A 16941-nucleotide genomic window follows, 5' to 3' on the forward strand; every position below is an offset into this window, starting at 1 on the left:
AGGTCCGAAGCCAGCCCCTGAGCGATTACAACCCCACGAGGATAATGATTTTAGCCGCCTGAACTCGTGCTTTGCGAGGTGGATGGCAGTTGCAGGGTCCCCATGGGAGGAGACTTCTGTTTTGGTGCAGAAACCGCAGGAACACTGTCATCGCCCGATCCGGTCGGGAAAATGGCGTCTGGCACGCTGGGCTGAACCGCTGTTGCAGCGGGAGGCTGCTGCACGCTGGGGGCGACGGCGGGAGGGAGTGTAGCAGCAGGCGTTGAAACCGCAGGTGCCGGAACGGTGCCCGGTGCGGTCAGGGACTGCTGCTGTACTCCGCCGCCAACGAGCGGATTACCGATGGCGTCTGTCATCCAGCTCATCAGCTTTTTACGGATCTGGAATTCCAGCTCAACATTCATGTCCTGCATCATCTGGTTCGTCAGTTCATACAGGGATGCACGAGACGTGGCGCTTTTGGAGCCAGTGTCCAGTTTGCGGCTGATCCGGGCATGAATGTACCCTGTATGCAGGTTGCCCGTATCCGCGACATTCAACTGTACGTCCATGGCGCCGGAAATTGTGTTCTCTCCTGCGGCAGAAATGTAAGCCTGTTTGATGATGAAATCTGCCTGCCCCGTCTGACCGCTAGCCACAAGACGCTGGCCAGCCATCTGTTTAAGCGCCTGATCTGGAGGCGTAGGGGCTTTGGCGCTCAGGGAATCCGGGGAAGGGAAAGCCTCATCCTGAATATTGATTGTAGCGACATTCAGATGAAGCTGGGACAGATAGCTATAATCAGCGGGTGGAAAGGTCTGTGTCGGCTCATTGTCTGCGCACCCTCCGAGACCAAGGGAAAACGCCAGAACACTTGCTCCGATCCAGTATCGCATACCCATCACCCAGTCTCCTGATCTTATCTGTCGTGTCGGCCCAAGAGTGTTTTCAGCCGTCCGAACAGCCCCTTTTTTGGGGGCGACTGTAATACCGGAGCGGGGTCCAGTGGAAGCTCCGGCAAAAAGGATCTCTGCGGCGCTTTCACAGGCTCTGGTACTTCCTGAAGCGCTTCCGGTTTGGTGTCGAGGGGAGTCCCGGCGGATTGCTCGTGCTGTGCCGCCGCGACAGAGGCTGGAGGAGAGACAGCAGGCTCATCCTGTGTGGTTTTGGGGGCTCGAAGCGAGGAGGCCTGACCCACACCAAAGTCTTCTGGAAGAAACGGTCGTGCAGAGCGGATGGCGTCTGCATGATCTGAATGTCGTGCGTACCATTCCAGGATCCAGCCTGGAAAAAGAGGTCCAGCGGGGGAATCGCTGATCAGCAGAGGCCCTTTGGGATAATAGAAAGATGGTCGACGGTCTGGCGCCGACTCATCCCACACAAGATAAAAAACAGCGTTTTCCGTTTCGTCATGGAAGCGGTAGGCGGTGGCAGAAGAGCCCAACTTCATTTCAATCTGGGCGCGGACGGGCAGGGCCGAAAATGGTGAAGATACAATCAGAGTGCCACCGCTGCGCTTTGCAGAAAGCAGGGCTTTCATCCGGCCTTCTGCAACAGGCTTTCCGTCAGGACAGGTCAGTGCCTCACCACTATCTGCATGACCCGCTGCAATGAAGACGGCATGAGGCGCATGACGTCCCAGCCAGGACCCGGCCAGTTCACGAAAAGCCGTTTCCGGGAGGTCTGTTCTGAAGGTGCGGGCATCATCCCGGATGTCTCCCCCCAGAACACCCTCTGCCAAGGGCCAGAACAGAGGGTCCATGGCTGTCAGAAGATCATTCTGGACCGTCGGTGGCAGGGCCAGAACATGACTGCCCTTGTAGAGCCCTTCCTGCACCCACCAGCAGGCCTGTCTTCGACTTGCCGCGTCCTGAAAGACCACAACTTCAAACTGCCCGATGACCGGCTGACGATCTATTGCCGTCCATCCGGGATAAAGTGCCCCGGCGGGCGAATCATCAATCTCGATACCGTCAAGCAGCGAAGCCGTCATTCAGGTTTATCTCCCAGTTCATCGCGGGTGAAGCGGAAGCCGACATTACAGAACTCACAGTTCATCGTAATGGCTCCGTCTTCAACCATATGATCCAGATCGTCAGTGCTGAACCTGTCGAGCACGGAGGCAAGACGGGCACGAGAACAGCGGCAGCCATAAGCCAGAGCCCGCGGAGTGGCGATCTGAACATCCAACGTTCCGAACAGACGATAGATCAGGTCACCACTGCCCAGATCTTCATCAAAGATCTCACCGGGCTGGAACGTCTCGGCAAACGTGCAGGCCGTTTCCCACGCATCGTCATCCTGGGCGACCGTTTCAATACCACCTTCGGCCGCAATGCGTTCCAGAACCAGCGCACCGGCCCGCCACCCATCCAGCGTTTTTGTGCAGAACAGGCGGATCAGGCACTCATGCTGCTCACTGGTTTTGAAGTAATGCATGGCCATGTCGGAGAGTGTCTCTCCCGTTAGTTCCACAATGCCCTGATGGCGGTCCATCTCCGCCCCCTGGTCAATGGTGAAGGCCATGTAGCCATTGCCCAGTAGCTCGGGAGCTGTCTCTGGCAGGTTTGCCGGATCAGCGTCTTCTGAAAGACGCGCCGTAAAACGGAGATCCCCCGTATCCGTCGCATCCGCCAGCAGCATTGTGACCGGACCATCCCCCTTGATCTGAAGGGAGAAGGAGCCCTTGAACTTCAGGGCAGACGCCATGGCCGCGACGAGGGCAAGAGCCTGACCGCCCAGTTCCAGAACGACATCGGGCAGATCATGGCGGGACAGGATGGCATCGGCCAGCTTTCCCAGTCTGACAAGGCGCCCACGAACAGGCGAACGTTCCAGATAAAACGGAACAATACCGCCAGAAACAACCATGTTCGGGACGTTGGGACGAGCCCTGTCAAGAAATGGAGGTGTATCGATCACCCGTTCTCTCTCCCAAGGGCCCAGAGAAGCAGGCCCTTCTGTGTATGAAGCCGGTTTTCGGCTTCATCAAAAACAACAGACGCCGGGCTTTCGAAAACATCCGCCGTCACTTCTTCCCCGATATGGGCAGGGAGGCAGTGAAGGAACAGGGCATCAGGCGCAGCTTGTGCCATAAGGGCTGTATCCACCTGATAAGGGCGGAACGCCGCAAGACGCTGCTCGCGGTCTTTGTCGCCCATGCTGACCCAGGTATCGGTCAGGACAGCATCTGCACCGGACACAGCCTCGGTCGGGTCACGGAAGATCTCGATGGAAGCACCGTTCTCACGCGCCCACGACACTGCACGCTCGCTGGGCGCAAAACCGGCAGGCGTTGCCAGACGGACATTGAATTTCAGAAGGGCGGCAGCTTCCATCAGAGAGGTCGCAACATTGTTGCCATCACCGATCCACGCCAGCGTCTTGCCCGCAATCGGGCCGCGATGTTCTTCAAACGTCAGGACATCCGCCAGAATCTGGATCGGATGGGACACTGGGGTCAGCCCGTTGATGACTGGAACCGTGCTCCACTTCGCCAGTTCACGCAGGTTCTCGTCCTTGCCGGTCCGCAGAACAATCACATCCAGAAAGCGCGACAGAACCCGTGCGGTATCCGCGATCGTCTCACCGCGCCCAAGCTGCATGTCCCCCGGTGACAGCACCGAAACCTGACCGCCAAGCTGACCCATTCCGACTTCGAACGACACACGCGTCCGGGTGGAAGGCTGTGCCAGCATCAGCCCAAGGGTCCGTCCTTCAAGCGGGCGCTCCGGATGCAGGGGGCGTGCACGATTATTCTGCAGAGCTTTGACGCGGGCCGACAGATCAATGATCTGTCGGATGACGTCTCCGCTGAAATCGCGAATATCAAGAAAATGCCGTGGCATCTGCTGTTCCGTTCCAACCGTCCGGGGGGCGATAGCCAGACTCACGACACTGTCTCCTGTTCCAGTTTTCCGGCAGTCACAAAGGCTTCGGCTGCCTCAATCAGTTTGTTACATGCGATTTTGCAGTCTTCTTCCGTCACGATCAGTGGCGGCACGAGACGCAGAACATTGTCCCCTGCGCCAACCGTCAGAAGACCGGCACCCGTTACGAACGGCATGACCTCACCGACCGGTGGTACACAGTGCAGACCGCGCATCAGGCCCATGCCGCGCACATCGTCAAACACGCCGGAAGAGCGCTTCACAACGCCTTGGAGCATCGTGCCGAACGCGTCTCCAACGGCACAGACGTGTTCCAGAAAGCCGGGGCTGAGCACTTCCTCGAGAACGGTCGTTCCGGCGGCACAAGCCAGCGGGTTGCCGCCAAATGTCGTCCCGTGAGAGCCGGGGGTCAGATGTTTGGCCAGCTCTTCCGTCGCCAGAACAGCGCCGAGCGGGAAGCCGCCGCCAATACCCTTGGCAATGGAAATGACGTCCGGCTTGACGCCGTACCATTCATGCGCAAACAGTTTGCCCGTCCGGCCGACACCCGTCTGAACTTCGTCGAAGCCAAGATAGATGCCGTGCTCGTCACAAACCGCACGAAGGGCCTTCATGAAGACTTCCGTTGCAGGCTTGATGCCGCTTTCGCCCTGAATGGGCTCCACAATGATGCCAGCCGTTTCCGGCGTGATGGCCGCCCGCAGCGTGTTCGTGTTGTTGAACGGCGCGTGGTCGAAACCTTCGACAACGGGGCCGAAACCCTTCTGATAGGCCGGGTTGCCGGTTGCGGAAATCATGGCCAGCGTCCGGCCATGGAAGGCCCCGTCAAAGCACAGAACGCGCGTCCGTTCCGGATGGCCGTTCTCGAACTGGGCGCGGCGAATCATCTTCACCATGCCTTCATTCGCTTCAGCACCCGAGTTGCAGAACAGCACGGAGTCCGCGAATGAGTTCTTCACCAGCAGGTCCGCCAGCTTTTCAGCCTGCGGAATGCGATAGAGATTCGAGACGTGCATGACCTTCGCAGCCTGATCCGCAATGGTCTTCACCAGCTTCGAATGCCCATGGCCAAGCGAAGAGACGGCAATGCCGGCCCCGAAATCCAGATATCGTCGCCCGTCCGATGCCGTCAGCCAGACGCCTTCGCCCTGCTCGAAAGCAAGGTCGGCACGTTTGTAATTGGGCATGAGGGCGGAGATCATGATGATCGACGATCCTGAATCGGGGTGAATGAAAAGCTGCAGAATCGGAAAACCCTGCCCCGGTCGCCCGGGGCAGGGCCAAAGATTCCGCAGACACATACTGCGCGGCAGAAATGCGATCCGTCAAACCCCTTGCGGGGAAAGAACGGCTTCAGGCGCGTCTGTAAACGAGATCCCGGGCCAGCCAGCACCCGACCCGGACCGCATTCACACCTATTGCATCCCGCTCGAAAGCCAGCGTCCAGTCTCCCGGTGCGGTATGATCCAGAGCACGCGGGCAGGGCAGAACCCAGACGTCTTTCGCCAGTCGCTGAAGTGGCTCCATGCGGCCATTTCCGAGAATGCCTGAAAAACCGCCGTAAACCACGCCGTTGGTCAGTTCGATCGTGACTTCGGCCTCGTCCAGCTCTTCACAGCGATAGATCCCTTCAAGGGCATCAATGTCTTCACCCGGCGTCTCATCACAGGCCTTCAAAATACCGACCCGGTTTTCCCCTGGTCGCTCCATCCGAACTTCATCGCCCTGACGAACAAGCCGGACATTGGGTGTCTCCGCGCGTGATGGCGAAACACCTTCCAGCATCTCCGGAATCATCAGATAGCGAAGCTGTGCCCCCCCGGGAGTAGGTTCGATTCGGGCAGACAGTCCCGTCTCCTGCTCCAGATATGTGCCGTACAACTCAAGCGGCTGCTGGGTCGTGCGATCGGGTTCGTAAGGCACACCAAGGGCGGTGGCCAAAATCTGCGCAGCGGCTACCTGAGCGGGGGCCATGTGATTGAACATCACCACCACGGACAGTCGCTCGGAGGCTACATGCAGCCGGTGAGAGCGCCAGCCACGCAGGGCGCCTCCATGCATTGTCACGTCCTGCCCGAACATCGAGGTCCGTTGCAGCCCAAAGCCGTAGGGCGCAGACGTTCCGTCCAGAAAGGTCACAGGGGCCGTCAGGCGATTGTAAAGCGCGTCTGGATCATCGCGTGTCGCGTCAATGAAGCGCTCCCAGGCAATCATGTCATCCAGCGAGGCGCCAAGTCCGGCATCGCCCGTCCACAGAACATTGTTGATTGCCGGTCGGAAGCCGCTCTCAACAGTGCCTTCATATCCAACCGTCCCGTCGGGCATGGCGCGGGTTTCGGCTGCCAGAATGGCGCGTTCCATCCCGGCTGGATTGAACACGGACGTCTGAAGAAGCTCTGCAAAGCTTCGACCCGTCCGGTCTTCCAGAATGTCGGACAAAAGGCGGAAATTCTGGTTCACATAGGAATAGGATGTGCCCGGCTGGAACTGGAGCGTGCGTGTTCCATCAATCACACGCCGTGCTTCCCGGTCTCCGAACTCCCCTTCGATCGGCGCACCATGCAGCATCGCCACCGCCCAGTAATCCCGCAGGCCGGACTGGTTATGCGCCAGATGCAGCGCTCCGGGAGCAGGCTCATCAAGCTGGGGCAGACGGTCATCGACGTCCCCATCCAGCTCTGTCGGATCCTGAAAAAGATCCAGCATCACCCCGCAGGTGAACTGCTTGGTGATGGAGCACATACGGAACAACGTAGATGGCGTGAACGGAAGCCGCCGCTCCGCATTGGCGTACCCCCATGTATGGCGGACGAGAACCTCGCCGTCCTTTACAACGGCAACAGCCCCGCCGGGACCGGGATAGCGGGCAGGAATGGCGGAGACGGCCGCCTCGAGACGGGCTGAAAAAGAGTCGCTCATGAGGCGATGATGGCCTCATCCGATCTTGCCGTAAATGCTTACTTGGCAGCATACTCCTTCTCTATGGAGGACATACCAACCGCTCCCGATTTCAAGGCGTTGCGTGAAACGGCTCTGGCTCATCTGGCCCGTTTCGCCACAACCGAGCACGGCCTGCGACAGATGCTGGACCGCCGCCTGCGTCGGTGGGGCACCCGTGCGGTGCGTGCCGGGATGCCGGAAGAAGATGTGGAAGCAACGATAGCGTCTTTGCGTCCCGCCGTGGATGACGTCGTCTCTGCCATGACGGAACTGGGTGCGGTTGATGATGCCGGGTTTGCCCGCTCCCGCGCCCTGAACCTGACGCGGACAGGCCGCTCCCGTCGCGCCGTCGCCGCCCATCTGGCAACAAAGGGCGTTGACCAGAGTGTCACGCAGGATGCCCTCAACGAATCGCTGGGCGAGAGGTCAGACGATACCGCCCGTGAGGCCGAACTGGCCGCAGCGCTCGTACTGGCCCGGAAGCGACGTGTAGGGCCTTTCTGCCGTCCTGATCGCCCTCAGGAAGACCCCATCCGTGTCATGGGTATCTTTGCCCGCAACGGGTTTTCCCGGGATGTTGTGGAAACTGCGCTCGACATGGACCCTGAAGAAGCTGAAGACCGCATCATCGCATTCAGGAGCCGCGCATGAAGAAACTGGCTCTCTGTCTCCTCCTGTCTCTTTCAGCCTGTGGGGGCAGCCGTGAGTTCAGTCGTGCCAGCTTCAATGGCCCGCTTCAGTGCGCGCCTTACGCACGGTCCCGGACTGGCCTTCAGCTGAGTGGTGCAGCTGCATCATGGTGGCGTCAGTCCGCCGGGCATTATGCCCGGAGTCATAGTCCCACGCCGGGCTCTGTTCTGGTGTTCCGCGCGACCTCCCGGGTGCCAAGCGGGCACGTGTCTATTGTTCGGAAACAGATTTCTTCACGCACGATCCTTGTAGATCATGCTAACTGGGAGCCGGGGCGCATTGATCGCAATGTCCCCGTCACGGATGTCTCACCCGGTCATGACTGGACTCTCGTCCGCGTCTGGTGGGCACCCATCCACGGCCTGGGACGCAGGGCCTATCCAGCCTACGGCTTCGTTTCGGCCTCCGGTCCGGATGATGCGTCCTGAGCGAACGCTTGCACAAACGCCCAAGCCTTGCCACATGAAGGTGTAGCCTTGGCTTTTCGGAGTAATACATTATGGGCAGCATGAGCCCCGTTCACTGGCTGATCCTGGCGGTCGTCCTGCTCGTCGTGTTTGGCGGCGGTGGGAAGATCAGCGGCCTGATGGGAGACTTCGCGAAGGGAATCAAATCCTTCAAGAAGAACATGGGCGAAGACGAGAACATGACGCCGCCTGAAAACACTCAGGCACCTGGTCATATTTCGCCCCCCAACCAGTCGCCCGGCTACAGTCAGACGACCACCAACAGCGATACGCACCGTACGCAGGTCTGATGTTGAACACGACGTCTGATACGGCATGGACCGAGGCCTCCCGGCAGATAGTCCGGGCAGGCCAGCGGATGGATCAGCGTGGCTGGGTTCCGGCCACGGCTGGCAACCTGTCCGTGCGTCTGGATGATGGCCGCATCGCCATCACGCGGTCAGGTGGCCACAAGGGCTTCCTGACGGAGCAGGATGTGATCCAGATCACCCCTGAGGGCGTGCCGCTCGATCCAGCCAATCGCGCCAGCGCCGAGACCCTGCTGCACACCCAGCTTTACGCGCATGATCCATCGATCGGGGCGGTGCTGCATGGTCATTCCGTGGCGGCGACCATCCTCTCCATGGATGAGCCAACAGACGCTATCAATTTGGCAGGCTATGAGGTTCTGAAGGTCTTCGAAGGCCAGACGACCCACGAGACCAGTCTTGATCTGCCCCTGTTTCACAACGATCAGGATATTGCCCGGCTTGCGACAGTTGTTGCTCCGAAGCTGCCGGATATGCGTCTGGGCTACCTGATCCGCGGGCACGGTGTTTACGTCTGGGGCAAGGATATGTTCACGGCTCTGGCCCGTCTTGAAGGCCTGGAGTTCCTGCTCGCCTGTCATCTCGCCCGTCTTCAGAAGGCACGCTGAACCATGAGTAGACTGACTGTTTATCGGGACGACAGCCCCGACACGATTCTTCTCGATGTCACGTCCCCAGGGGAAATCGCGGAAACACTGCGCCCGCACAACATCCGTTTCGAGCGCTGGTCAGCGCCCGTTACACCCGCAAAGGATGCGACGACGGATGAAGTGCTGGCCGCCTATCGCCCGTATCTTGATACTCTGATGGGCGAGACGGGGGCAGGCAGCGCAGATGTGGTGCGTATCAACGCCTCCACACCCAATCTGCCGGAACTGCGCAAGAAGTTCCTCTCCGAACATACGCATAGCGAAGATGAAGTCCGGTTCTTCGTGCATGGTCAGGGCGCGTTTGTCCTGCATATCCATGGCCGGATCTATTCTGTTCTGTGCACCGCCGGAGATCTGATCTCCGTGCCAGAAGGTATTCCACACTGGTTCGATGCGGGCCCGTCGCCAGATGTGGTCGCCCTGCGTGTCTTCACCGACACGACCGGCTGGATTGCAAAATATAGCGGGGACGATATCGCCGAACGTTTCCCCGCAAACGTTCCCACTGCCTCCTGAAAGCCCAACATGATTCGTCTTGTCCTGCTTGATATCGAAGGCACAACCCTGCCGATCTCTTTCGTGCGGGACGTCATGTTCCCTTATGCCGCCAAGGCACTTCCGGCCCTGATCGAAGACCATACGAACCCACAGGTCGTTGGCGCACGGGCTGATATTGCGGTCTCCCATCCCGGCGAAGACCCCTTGAAGGTCTGTCAGGACTGGATGGCAAAGGACGAAAAGGCGGCTCCGCTCAAGACCTTACAGGGCATCACATGGCGTCAGGGCTTTGAAGACGGCACGCTTCGGGCTGATCTTTACCAGGATGTCCCACCGGCCCTGAAGGCATGGTCCAAAGGTGGCCTGCGTTTGGCAGTCTATTCCTCAGGCTCCGTTCCGTCCCAGAAGCTTTTGTATGGCTATACCGAGCAGGGTGACCTGACGCCTCTGTTCGAGGGTTTTTTCGATCTGTCCACAGGAGGAAAGAAAGAGGCAGCGTCCTATACGAAAATCGCCAAGGCCTGCGCTCTGAAGCCGGAAGAAATTCTTTTCCTGTCCGATATCGGTGCAGAGCTGGATGCCGCGAAAGAGGCCGGTCTCCACATCTGCCAGCTCGTGCGCCCGCAGGACAAGACAGTCCCGCATGAGGGTGTACCGCAGGCAGTTGACCTGAACGACGTCACCCAGAAGTTCAGCCTCCCCGCATGACTCTGCATACGGACTGGCGATCCATCCCAGAAAATGCACGTGGAACCGTCGCAGCCCTTGGGAACTTCGACGGTGTCCATCGTGGGCATGTGCATCTGCTGCATGCTCTCCGGGCAGCGCGACCGGATCATCCACTATCGGTGGTGACCTTTGATCCGCACCCAAGAGAACTGTTCCGCCCGCAGGACCCTCCCTGTCGCCTGATGCTCCCGGCTGTCCGGGCACAGGCTCTGGAGGAGCAGGGGGTTTCGCAGGTCTTCCAGATCCCGTTTGACGAAGACTTCTCGCATCTGAGTGCGGAAGCATTTGTCGAGGATGTTCTTATTCGGAGCTTCGGAGTGGTGCATGTTGCATGCGGCGCAGACTTTGCCTTCGGTCATCGGCGTACGGGGAATACGGCAAGGCTTGAGACTCTACTTTCCCCTCACGGGGTGGGTCTGACAGTCGTGTCCCAATTGTCTGATGAAGGCGGACCAATTTCTTCCAGTCGAATCCGTCGTCTGCTGAAAGAAGGGTATCCAGAACGCGCTGCCGAGGAACTGGGCCGTCCATGGTCTATTGTCGGCCCGGTGGTTCAGGGAGACCAGCGAGGGCGTCTTCTTGGCTTTCCGACAGCCAATATCCCGCTCGGTCAGCACCTTGAACCAGCGCGTGGCGTTTATGCTGTTCGTGTGACGCTTCCTGATGGACGCGTATTTCCAGGAGTGGCCAATCTGGGCCGTCGCCCAACAATCAATGACGGGCAGGAAAGCCGGCTCGAAGCCCATCTGTTTGATTTTTCAGAGAACCTTTACGGCAAGATTCTCAGCGTCGCTTTGATCGCTCTTCTTCGGGAAGAGAAGCGCTTCTCGGGCCTTGATGAACTTAAAGCCCAGATTGCGCAGGATGCTCAGCAGGCCCGGGATTTACTTGGAGCCTGAAGACGCTCTTGATCTTCGATGTTCTTTAAAAGGCTGTCTCTCGGCAGAGACGCGGCCTTTTCCGCTCCTGCAAATCTCGTCAATCTTTCTGATGTGGGACACGCTCTGTACAAAAAAGGTGACGCAACAACCTTGAGTTCCCTGACGGCTGCAGATGTTGGCAAGCGTACCCAGAATGCCCCGAAGAACTCGGCAACCATCTGGTCGACTGACACAATTGCGCCTAACAAGCCCTGAATTGTCACATTTGGTGGCGGTCTGACATGGCGTGACGGTGTGTGGTTGAACGCTGCTAATACGGTCCGGGTGCTTGCAACGACGGGATGGGACGCTGTCATTTCCCGTAATTTCCGTAAGCACTGGCGTATCGCGATGAATGGCTACAATCTCGACAATCGCCTGAACTGCAGCAACCTGTTCTCGGACCGCGCCACACAGTTATTGGCCGCTCGTTCCTTGTAAATATCTCAGCAAACTACCGAAGCGTCAGTCAGGCTGGCTCACATCGGCCTGACATTCACATTTTCAGGGATCGAAATGCCCAGGTCCCTGAGCCGTATCTGAACATGCTCTTCCAGAGCCTGATCGCGCTTTTTACCCAATAGAGCGAGCTTCTGGCTCATTGCCAGCAGGATGTCAGACGTCGCATCCACGACGGCCTTGCGCCACCAGCCCAAAGCATCCTCGACTTGACCGGCATCTGCCAATGCCGTCGCAAAGTTATGCTGCCCGCGATAATCGCCGCCTTCGGCAGATTGACGATACCAGTCCAGAGCCGCTGCCCGATCCTGCGGCACCACCCACCCTTCCTCTAGAAATCGCGCATACAGATTCATGGATTTTGCATGGCCGTTCTGTGCGGCGGTTCGGAACAGAGTGAGTGCTTTGGGTAAATTCTGAGGCTGGCCGATCCCGCGCATGGTCAGAATCCCCAGATTGTATCGCCCCCATTCATCCCCGGCTTTCGCTGCTTCCTCATAACAGCGTGCGGCTTCCGTCAGGTCCTTATCGCATCCCCATCCGAACTGGAAGCACCGGCCCCGCATGTTATGGCCCGGCCCAAAACCCGCTCTCGCCGCAATGGTGAACCATTCCAGCGCGGACACCGGGTCTTTTGGAACATAAATGCTGTTCAGCAGCACCTGTCCCCACTGAACGATTTCCAGATGATGCCCCTTCAGGGCTTTCTGCCGAATTTCTTCAATATTCTGTGGTAGGGATGAGGGGTCAGAAGGTGTTTTCCGGGATGAAAAGACTTTTCTGAAAACACGCTTCATTTCAAACTCATTCCTACCATCTGGGGCAGAAGATACTGCGCTTTCAGTGTATCTCCTGCGCCCTGTCTGGCAAAGTCGGCAGCGCGTTCAAAGGGCGCTGGAACTGGTTGCGGCTGGAACGATCTGCTGGATGTCGAAACCATCCTGTTTCAGCAGAGCCGGAAGCCCTTTGGGGCCGGCCATATGCAAAGAGCCCACCGCAACGAACAGGGACTTCCCGGACTCGTGCAGGGAGAGGATTTTCTGTGCCATCTCGACATTGCGGTCATCCAGAAGGCGCTTGGTCTGCTGGCGTTCCTTTGCGGTGCGAAGGCATTTGCACCATGCGTCATAATGCTGAAGCTGGGACACATCACTGCGACCCCACATCTCGACAAGCCGCTTTTCATCCGTTCTGGCCTCGCCGGAAGAGACGTCCTTGATGACCCCGTCAATGAATGTGTCTTCATCCCCCTGATCGGTGGAGATGATCAGATCACGCTGGGTCTGAGCATCCTCAAGCGGGATCAGCTCCTTTTTCATACCAGCTGCGATGCCCTGAATGACCAGATCAGCGGCGTAATCCGGATAATACCCGTCAACACGCCCGACTGCCGTACTCAAGCCCGCAGCTTCCAGCCCGACCGCCGTTTTTGAAAAATTGTTGACCGGCAGACAGAGCCCTGCCGCAAGGTCATCCAGTTTTCTTTTGCGTCCAGACTGGACCAGATGCTGCATGCGGTCCGGGTCTTCAGGCTTGCGAAGCGTGGCGAGTGTTGCGGGGTCCTGAAGGTTCAGTTCCAGCGCGACGAGATCGCTTTTCATCATGGCTGTGCGGATATGGGGGCCAGGCAGCATCCATTCCTGCCGGGAAGCGTGAATGGTTCCATACAGCCAAGAGGAATGCCCGTCTTTCGTAATTTTCCAGAGAAAACCCCGGTCCTGTGCTGCCATGAGCAGGTGAAACAGTTCGGATTTCGGTGGAACGGAAGCTGGAGGCGGGCAACGAGGCGTCTGCGCCACTGCCAGTGCGGGAGCCATACTCAGAAACGCGGCCAGCCAAAGTCTTTTCATTACTATGCGTCCGGATAAAATCATGTCCCGTCAGCACATCATGTCTGCGGTGGAGAGACAATCCACAAGGGCGTCTTTCCTATCAAAGACATGGTTTTCCCTCAGGAGACTTGCCTGAGAAGACTTGACCGCATCCCCGCCCAATCTCCATATGGTCCCCCTTATTTTGTGTGAATGACCAAAGTTGGCCCGTCCCATGTCCGACAAGTCCGATACGACCTTCAAAGAACAGCAGGATCGCTACCGCGATACTGTGTTCCTGCCTCGCACCAGCTTCCCCATGCGGGGCGGGCTGCCGACGCGCGAGCCTGACACGCTGGCCCGCTGGGCCGCCATGGACCTGGACGGCAAGATCCGTGAGGAAGGGAAGGGACGCCCGGTCTTCACGCTGCATGACGGACCGCCCTACGCCAACGGGCACATTCACATTGGTCACGCGCTCAACAAGGTGATGAAAGACGTCATCAACCGCGCGCATCGCATGTCGGGCTTCGAAGTCCGCTATCAGCCAGGCTGGGACTGCCATGGTCTGCCGATCGAATGGCGGATCGAGGAACAGTACCGCAAGGCCGGTAAGGACAAGGATCAGGTTCCGCTGCTCCAGTTCCGTGCGGAATGTCGCCAGTATGCCGCCGAATGGGTGAGTAAACAGGCAGAAGACTTCAAGCGCATCGGTGTTCAGGCAGAGTGGGCCAACCGTTACGTCACGATGGACTTCAGTTCTGAAGCCAAGATCGTGGCGGAAATCGGCAAGTTCCTGCTGAATGGCGGTCTGTATCGTGGTCTGCGCCCGGTCATGTGGAGCCCGGTTGAAAAGACCGCCCTTGCCGAAGCCGAGATCGAATACCACGACGTCGATTCCACCACGATCTTTGTCGCGTTCCCGATCCTGAAAGATCCGACCCCGGGCGATGCGCTCGAAGGCGTTTCAGCCGTTATCTGGACCACAACGCCGTGGACCATCCCCGCCAACCGCGCGCTCGCCTATGGCCCGGACATCACATACGTGGTTCTGCGTGCTGATGAGACAACGGAAGCCAGTGTCGTTCCGCAGGGTGCGCGCCTGCTGATTGCTGAAGATCGGGTTGAAGCTTTCTGCACGGAAACGGGCATCAGCGCCCATCATATCCTGTACACCCTACCCGGCAACGCGCTGGAAGGTGCTATTGCCGCTCATCCGCTACGTGGTCGTGGCTACGAATATGATGTGCCGATGCTTCCGGGCAATTTCGTCACGACAGACGCGGGTACGGGCCTTGTTCACATGGCGCCGTCTCATGGTCAGGATGACTTTATCGTCTGCCGCCAGTTCGGCATCGAAGTCCCTGAACTGGTGCAGGATGACGGTCGGTACGCTTCATGGGTGCCGCATCTCGAAGGCATCCATGTCTTCAAGGCTGCTGACCCGGTCTGTGATCTGCTGACCGAAGCGCGGCAGTCTGCTGAGCATGATGATGCTCCTGCGACCGGTCTCATGGCCCGCAGCAAGATCCGTCATTCCTACCCGCATTCCTGGCGCTCCAAGGCTCCGATCATCTTTCGCGCCACCCCACAGTGGTTCATTGCGATGGATGGGGAGACCAGGCTGCGTGAGAAGGCCCTCAAGGCGCTCGATCCCGTCACTTTTGTCCCTGAAGCCGCCCGTCGCCGCCTGACCTCCATGGTCGAGCAGCGTCCTGACTGGTGCATCTCCCGTCAGCGTGCGTGGGGCGTGCCGATTGCTGTCTTCGTCGAAAAGCGGAGTGGTGAAGTCCTGCGTGATGCAGATGTCATGGATCGGATCGTCAAGGCCTTCAACGAAAAGGGCGCTGACGTCTGGTACGATACAGACCCGGCCGTTTTCCTTGGTAACAACCGCAATCCGGACGATTACGAACAGGTCTTCGATATCGTGGACGTCTGGTTCGAATCCGGTTCCACGCATCAGTTCGTGCTGGGGCAGGAAGGTCTGAACTTCCCGGCAGACCTGTATCTGGAAGGCTCCGATCAGCATCGCGGATGGTTTCAGTCTTCCCTGCTGGAAAGCGTCGGGACGCGCGGTGTCGCCCCTTACAAGGCTCTTGTGACGAATGGCTTCGTGCTGGACGAGCAGGGCCGCAAGATGTCCAAGTCCCTCGGTAATGTCATTGCCCCTGCGGACGTGACGGACTCGCTGGGCGCTGACATCCTGCGTCTGTGGGTTCTGAACTCCGACACCAACGAAGATCTGCGGATCGGCAACGAGATCCTCAAGCAGCAGGGCGAACTGTATCGCCGCCTGCGTAACACGCTGCGCTGGCTATTGGGCGCGCTGGATGGCTTCACGGAAGAAGAAGCTGTTCCTTACGCCGAGATGCCGCCGCTTGAGCAGTATATCCTGCATCGCCTGTCGGAACTGCGCGGCCTGATCAGCAAGGCTGTCGAGACGCATCAGTGGGTTGGTGTCTACCCGGCGCTGCACGGTTTCTGCACAACGGATTTGTCCGCGTTCTATTTCGACATCCGCAAGGACGCGATCTACTGCGACGCGCCTTCTGACCCAACGCGCCGTGCTGCCCGTACGGTTCTGGATATCCTGCACCGTGCGCTCTGCACGTGGCTCGCTCCCGTGCTGGTCTTCACGGCGGAAGAAGCCTGGAATGCCCGTTTTGGCGAAGAAAGCAGCATCCATCTGGAGCAGTTCTTTGAGCCGGACGCTGAATGGAACAATCCGGAGCTCGGTGCCAACTGGGACGAAATCCGTGCCTATCGCCGCCTCATCACGACCGAGCTGGAAACAGCGCGCCGTGATGGTACGATCGGTGCCTCCCTCGAAGCCAGTGTCACCCTGCCAATCTCGCAGGAAGAAGCCGCGTCTCTCACGGGTATCGACTGGGCCGAACTGCTCATCACGTCGCATGCCGAGATCGAGCTTCTGCCCGGCGAAACCGCTCACGGTGGCCCGCAGGTCGAGCGTGCACCGGGTCACAAATGTGCCCGTTGCTGGAAGGTGCTTCCGGAGGTCGGTGAGAATGCCGAGCATTCGGCGCTGTGCCGCCGCTGTATCAGTGTGGTGAGTGCCTGATGTCCCTTTGGCAGGAAGGCATGAGCCGCATGGGCCGGCTGGTTCTGGGGCTCGCTTTGCTGGTTCTGGTCCTTGTTCTGGATCAGGCCAGCAAGGACTGGATTCTCTACGGTTATGACCTGCCGCAGAAAGGGTCTGTCCAGATTTTGCCCTTCCTGAACTTCACGATGGTCTGGAACCATGCTGTGACGTTCGGGATGTTCGGTGGTCTGGGAAGCAAAGGCCCGCTGGTGTTCTGTACGGTCTCGCTTCTGGCCGTTGGTTTTCTGATCTGGACCATGACGAAAACCCGTCGCACGCTTGTCGCCGGAGCCTGTGGCGCCATTGCTGGCGGTGCCATAGGCAACGTCATTGACCGCCTGCGCTATGGGGCGGTCGTAGATTTTCTGCACGCCCATGCGTTCGGCTGGTCCTGGTATGTGTTCAATGTGGCAGATGCCGGCATTGTCTGCGGTGTTGCCGTCTGGCTGATCGAATCCCTTCTCGCCGAACGTAACAGCCAGCCGCAGTGAGCAAGC

Annotated in this window: 18 protein-coding genes; 10 read left to right on the forward strand and 8 right to left on the reverse strand. The window is 58.7% G+C overall.

The genetic code is table 11. The features are described from left to right. Positions 1-50: 50 nt before the first annotated feature. The 6 genes from B7444_RS04705 to B7444_RS04730 all read right to left on the reverse strand — a co-directional run bounded on the left by B7444_RS04705 (position 51) and on the right by B7444_RS04730 (position 6788). Complete coding sequence (locus B7444_RS04705; RefSeq protein ID WP_007283096.1) at positions 51-881, reverse strand: hypothetical protein; 831 nt, start codon at positions 879-881, stop codon at positions 51-53. 17 nt (positions 882-898) lie between these two features. After that, positions 899-1972 (reverse strand): hypothetical protein, encoded by a 1074-nt coding sequence (locus tag B7444_RS04710; RefSeq protein ID WP_007283097.1) that lies wholly within the window; start codon positions 1970-1972, stop codon positions 899-901. Next, entirely contained in the window at positions 1969-2850 is an 882-nt protein-coding gene (hslO, locus tag B7444_RS04715) for an Hsp33 family molecular chaperone HslO (RefSeq protein WP_007283098.1), read from the reverse strand. The genes B7444_RS04710 and hslO overlap by 4 nt, the downstream gene beginning before the upstream one ends. Positions 2851-2897: 47 nt before the next feature. Continuing rightward, positions 2898-3827, reverse strand: a complete 930-nt coding sequence (argF, locus tag B7444_RS04720) for an ornithine carbamoyltransferase (protein WP_048855124.1) — start codon at positions 3825-3827, stop codon at positions 2898-2900. A 41-nt stretch (positions 3828-3868) separates the two neighbouring features. Beyond that, the gene (locus tag B7444_RS04725; protein WP_035729735.1) at positions 3869-5071 is read right to left on the reverse strand and encodes an aspartate aminotransferase family protein; all 1203 of its coding nucleotides are present in this window, start codon (positions 5069-5071) and stop codon (positions 3869-3871) included. 151 nt (positions 5072-5222) lie between these two features. After that, the gene (locus tag B7444_RS04730; RefSeq protein WP_007283101.1) at positions 5223-6788 is read right to left on the reverse strand and encodes a D-aminopeptidase; all 1566 of its coding nucleotides are present in this window, start codon (positions 6786-6788) and stop codon (positions 5223-5225) included. 63 nt (positions 6789-6851) lie between these two features. Here B7444_RS04730 and B7444_RS04735 point away from each other — a divergent pair, with 63 nt between their 5' ends. From B7444_RS04735 to B7444_RS17435, 8 genes are all read left to right on the forward strand, one after another. Further along, complete coding sequence (locus B7444_RS04735; RefSeq protein WP_007283102.1) at positions 6852-7460, forward strand: regulatory protein RecX; 609 nt, start codon at positions 6852-6854, stop codon at positions 7458-7460. Then, the gene (locus B7444_RS04740; protein WP_007283103.1) at positions 7457-7927 is read left to right on the forward strand and encodes a CHAP domain-containing protein; all 471 of its coding nucleotides are present in this window, start codon (positions 7457-7459) and stop codon (positions 7925-7927) included. Before B7444_RS04735 ends, B7444_RS04740 begins: the two co-directional genes overlap by 4 nt. Positions 7928-7998: 71 nt before the next feature. Continuing rightward, positions 7999-8256: a twin-arginine translocase TatA/TatE family subunit gene (locus B7444_RS04745; protein WP_007283104.1), complete on the forward strand. Its 258-nt coding sequence runs from the start codon at positions 7999-8001 to the stop codon at positions 8254-8256. Then, positions 8256-8882 carry a methylthioribulose 1-phosphate dehydratase gene (locus B7444_RS04750; RefSeq protein WP_007283105.1) on the forward strand — a complete coding sequence of 209 codons (627 nt, stop codon included), beginning with the start codon at positions 8256-8258 and terminating at the stop codon, positions 8880-8882. Before B7444_RS04745 ends, B7444_RS04750 begins: the two co-directional genes overlap by 1 nt. A 3-nt stretch (positions 8883-8885) precedes the next feature. After that, positions 8886-9440 (forward strand): 1,2-dihydroxy-3-keto-5-methylthiopentene dioxygenase, encoded by a 555-nt coding sequence (locus tag B7444_RS04755; RefSeq protein ID WP_007283106.1) that lies wholly within the window; start codon positions 8886-8888, stop codon positions 9438-9440. 9 nt (positions 9441-9449) lie between these two features. Next, positions 9450-10130: an acireductone synthase gene (gene mtnC, locus B7444_RS04760; protein WP_007283107.1), complete on the forward strand. Its 681-nt coding sequence runs from the start codon at positions 9450-9452 to the stop codon at positions 10128-10130. Continuing rightward, on the forward strand, positions 10127-11050 hold the full coding sequence (locus B7444_RS04765; protein ID WP_007283108.1) for a bifunctional riboflavin kinase/FAD synthetase: 924 nt from the start codon (positions 10127-10129) through the stop codon (positions 11048-11050). The genes mtnC and B7444_RS04765 overlap by 4 nt, the downstream gene beginning before the upstream one ends. 276 nt (positions 11051-11326) lie before the next feature. Then, on the forward strand, positions 11327-11512 hold the full coding sequence (locus tag B7444_RS17435; protein ID WP_081603776.1) for a TonB-dependent receptor: 186 nt from the start codon (positions 11327-11329) through the stop codon (positions 11510-11512). A 38-nt stretch (positions 11513-11550) separates the two neighbouring features. Here B7444_RS17435 and B7444_RS04780 read toward each other — a convergent pair whose 3' ends face one another. Next, positions 11551-12327, reverse strand: a complete 777-nt coding sequence (locus B7444_RS04780) for a tetratricopeptide repeat protein (protein WP_007283111.1) — start codon at positions 12325-12327, stop codon at positions 11551-11553. Positions 12328-12414: 87 nt separating this feature from the next. Next, positions 12415-13380, reverse strand: coding sequence for a TraB/GumN family protein (locus B7444_RS04785; RefSeq protein ID WP_007283112.1), 966 nt, complete (start codon positions 13378-13380; stop codon positions 12415-12417). Positions 13381-13576: 196 nt separating this feature from the next. Between B7444_RS04785 and ileS the strand changes: the two genes are divergently transcribed. Continuing rightward, complete coding sequence (gene ileS, locus B7444_RS04790) at positions 13577-16423, forward strand: isoleucine--tRNA ligase (protein WP_007283113.1); 2847 nt, start codon at positions 13577-13579, stop codon at positions 16421-16423. Further along, positions 16423-16935: a signal peptidase II gene (gene lspA, locus B7444_RS04795; RefSeq protein ID WP_081603777.1), complete on the forward strand. Its 513-nt coding sequence runs from the start codon at positions 16423-16425 to the stop codon at positions 16933-16935. The genes ileS and lspA overlap by 1 nt, the downstream gene beginning before the upstream one ends. The last annotated feature ends 6 nt before the right edge of the window (positions 16936-16941 follow it).

Origin of the sequence: Gluconobacter thailandicus F149-1 = NBRC 100600, from assembly GCF_000964465.1 — a bacterium.
GTDB lineage: Bacteria > Pseudomonadota > Alphaproteobacteria > Acetobacterales > Acetobacteraceae > Gluconobacter > Gluconobacter thailandicus.

Excerpts from the sequence above, each read along its gene's own strand:
- B7444_RS04705 (WP_007283096.1), bottom strand. The coding sequence starts at position 881 with ATGGGTATGCGATACTGGATCGGAGCAAGTGTTCTGGCGTTTTCCCTT.
- B7444_RS04710 (WP_007283097.1), bottom strand. The coding sequence starts at position 1,972 with ATGACGGCTTCGCTGCTTGACGGTATCGAGATTGATGATTCGCCCGCC.
- hslO (WP_007283098.1), bottom strand. The coding sequence starts at position 2,850 with ATGGTTGTTTCTGGCGGTATTGTTCCGTTTTATCTGGAACGTTCGCCT.
- argF (WP_048855124.1), bottom strand. The coding sequence starts at position 3,827 with ATGCCACGGCATTTTCTTGATATTCGCGATTTCAGCGGAGACGTCATC.
- B7444_RS04725 (WP_035729735.1), bottom strand. The coding sequence starts at position 5,071 with ATGATCTCCGCCCTCATGCCCAATTACAAACGTGCCGACCTTGCTTTC.
- B7444_RS04730 (WP_007283101.1), bottom strand. The coding sequence starts at position 6,788 with ATGAGCGACTCTTTTTCAGCCCGTCTCGAGGCGGCCGTCTCCGCCATT.
- B7444_RS04735 (WP_007283102.1), top strand. The coding sequence starts at position 6,852 with ATGGAGGACATACCAACCGCTCCCGATTTCAAGGCGTTGCGTGAAACG.
- B7444_RS04740 (WP_007283103.1), top strand. The coding sequence starts at position 7,457 with ATGAAGAAACTGGCTCTCTGTCTCCTCCTGTCTCTTTCAGCCTGTGGG.
- B7444_RS04745 (WP_007283104.1), top strand. The coding sequence starts at position 7,999 with ATGGGCAGCATGAGCCCCGTTCACTGGCTGATCCTGGCGGTCGTCCTG.
- B7444_RS04750 (WP_007283105.1), top strand. The coding sequence starts at position 8,256 with ATGTTGAACACGACGTCTGATACGGCATGGACCGAGGCCTCCCGGCAG.
- B7444_RS04755 (WP_007283106.1), top strand. The coding sequence starts at position 8,886 with ATGAGTAGACTGACTGTTTATCGGGACGACAGCCCCGACACGATTCTT.
- mtnC (WP_007283107.1), top strand. The coding sequence starts at position 9,450 with ATGATTCGTCTTGTCCTGCTTGATATCGAAGGCACAACCCTGCCGATC.
- B7444_RS04765 (WP_007283108.1), top strand. The coding sequence starts at position 10,127 with ATGACTCTGCATACGGACTGGCGATCCATCCCAGAAAATGCACGTGGA.
- B7444_RS04780 (WP_007283111.1), bottom strand. The coding sequence starts at position 12,327 with ATGAAGCGTGTTTTCAGAAAAGTCTTTTCATCCCGGAAAACACCTTCT.
- B7444_RS04785 (WP_007283112.1), bottom strand. The coding sequence starts at position 13,380 with ATGAAAAGACTTTGGCTGGCCGCGTTTCTGAGTATGGCTCCCGCACTG.
- ileS (WP_007283113.1), top strand. The coding sequence starts at position 13,577 with ATGTCCGACAAGTCCGATACGACCTTCAAAGAACAGCAGGATCGCTAC.
- lspA (WP_081603777.1), top strand. The coding sequence starts at position 16,423 with ATGTCCCTTTGGCAGGAAGGCATGAGCCGCATGGGCCGGCTGGTTCTG.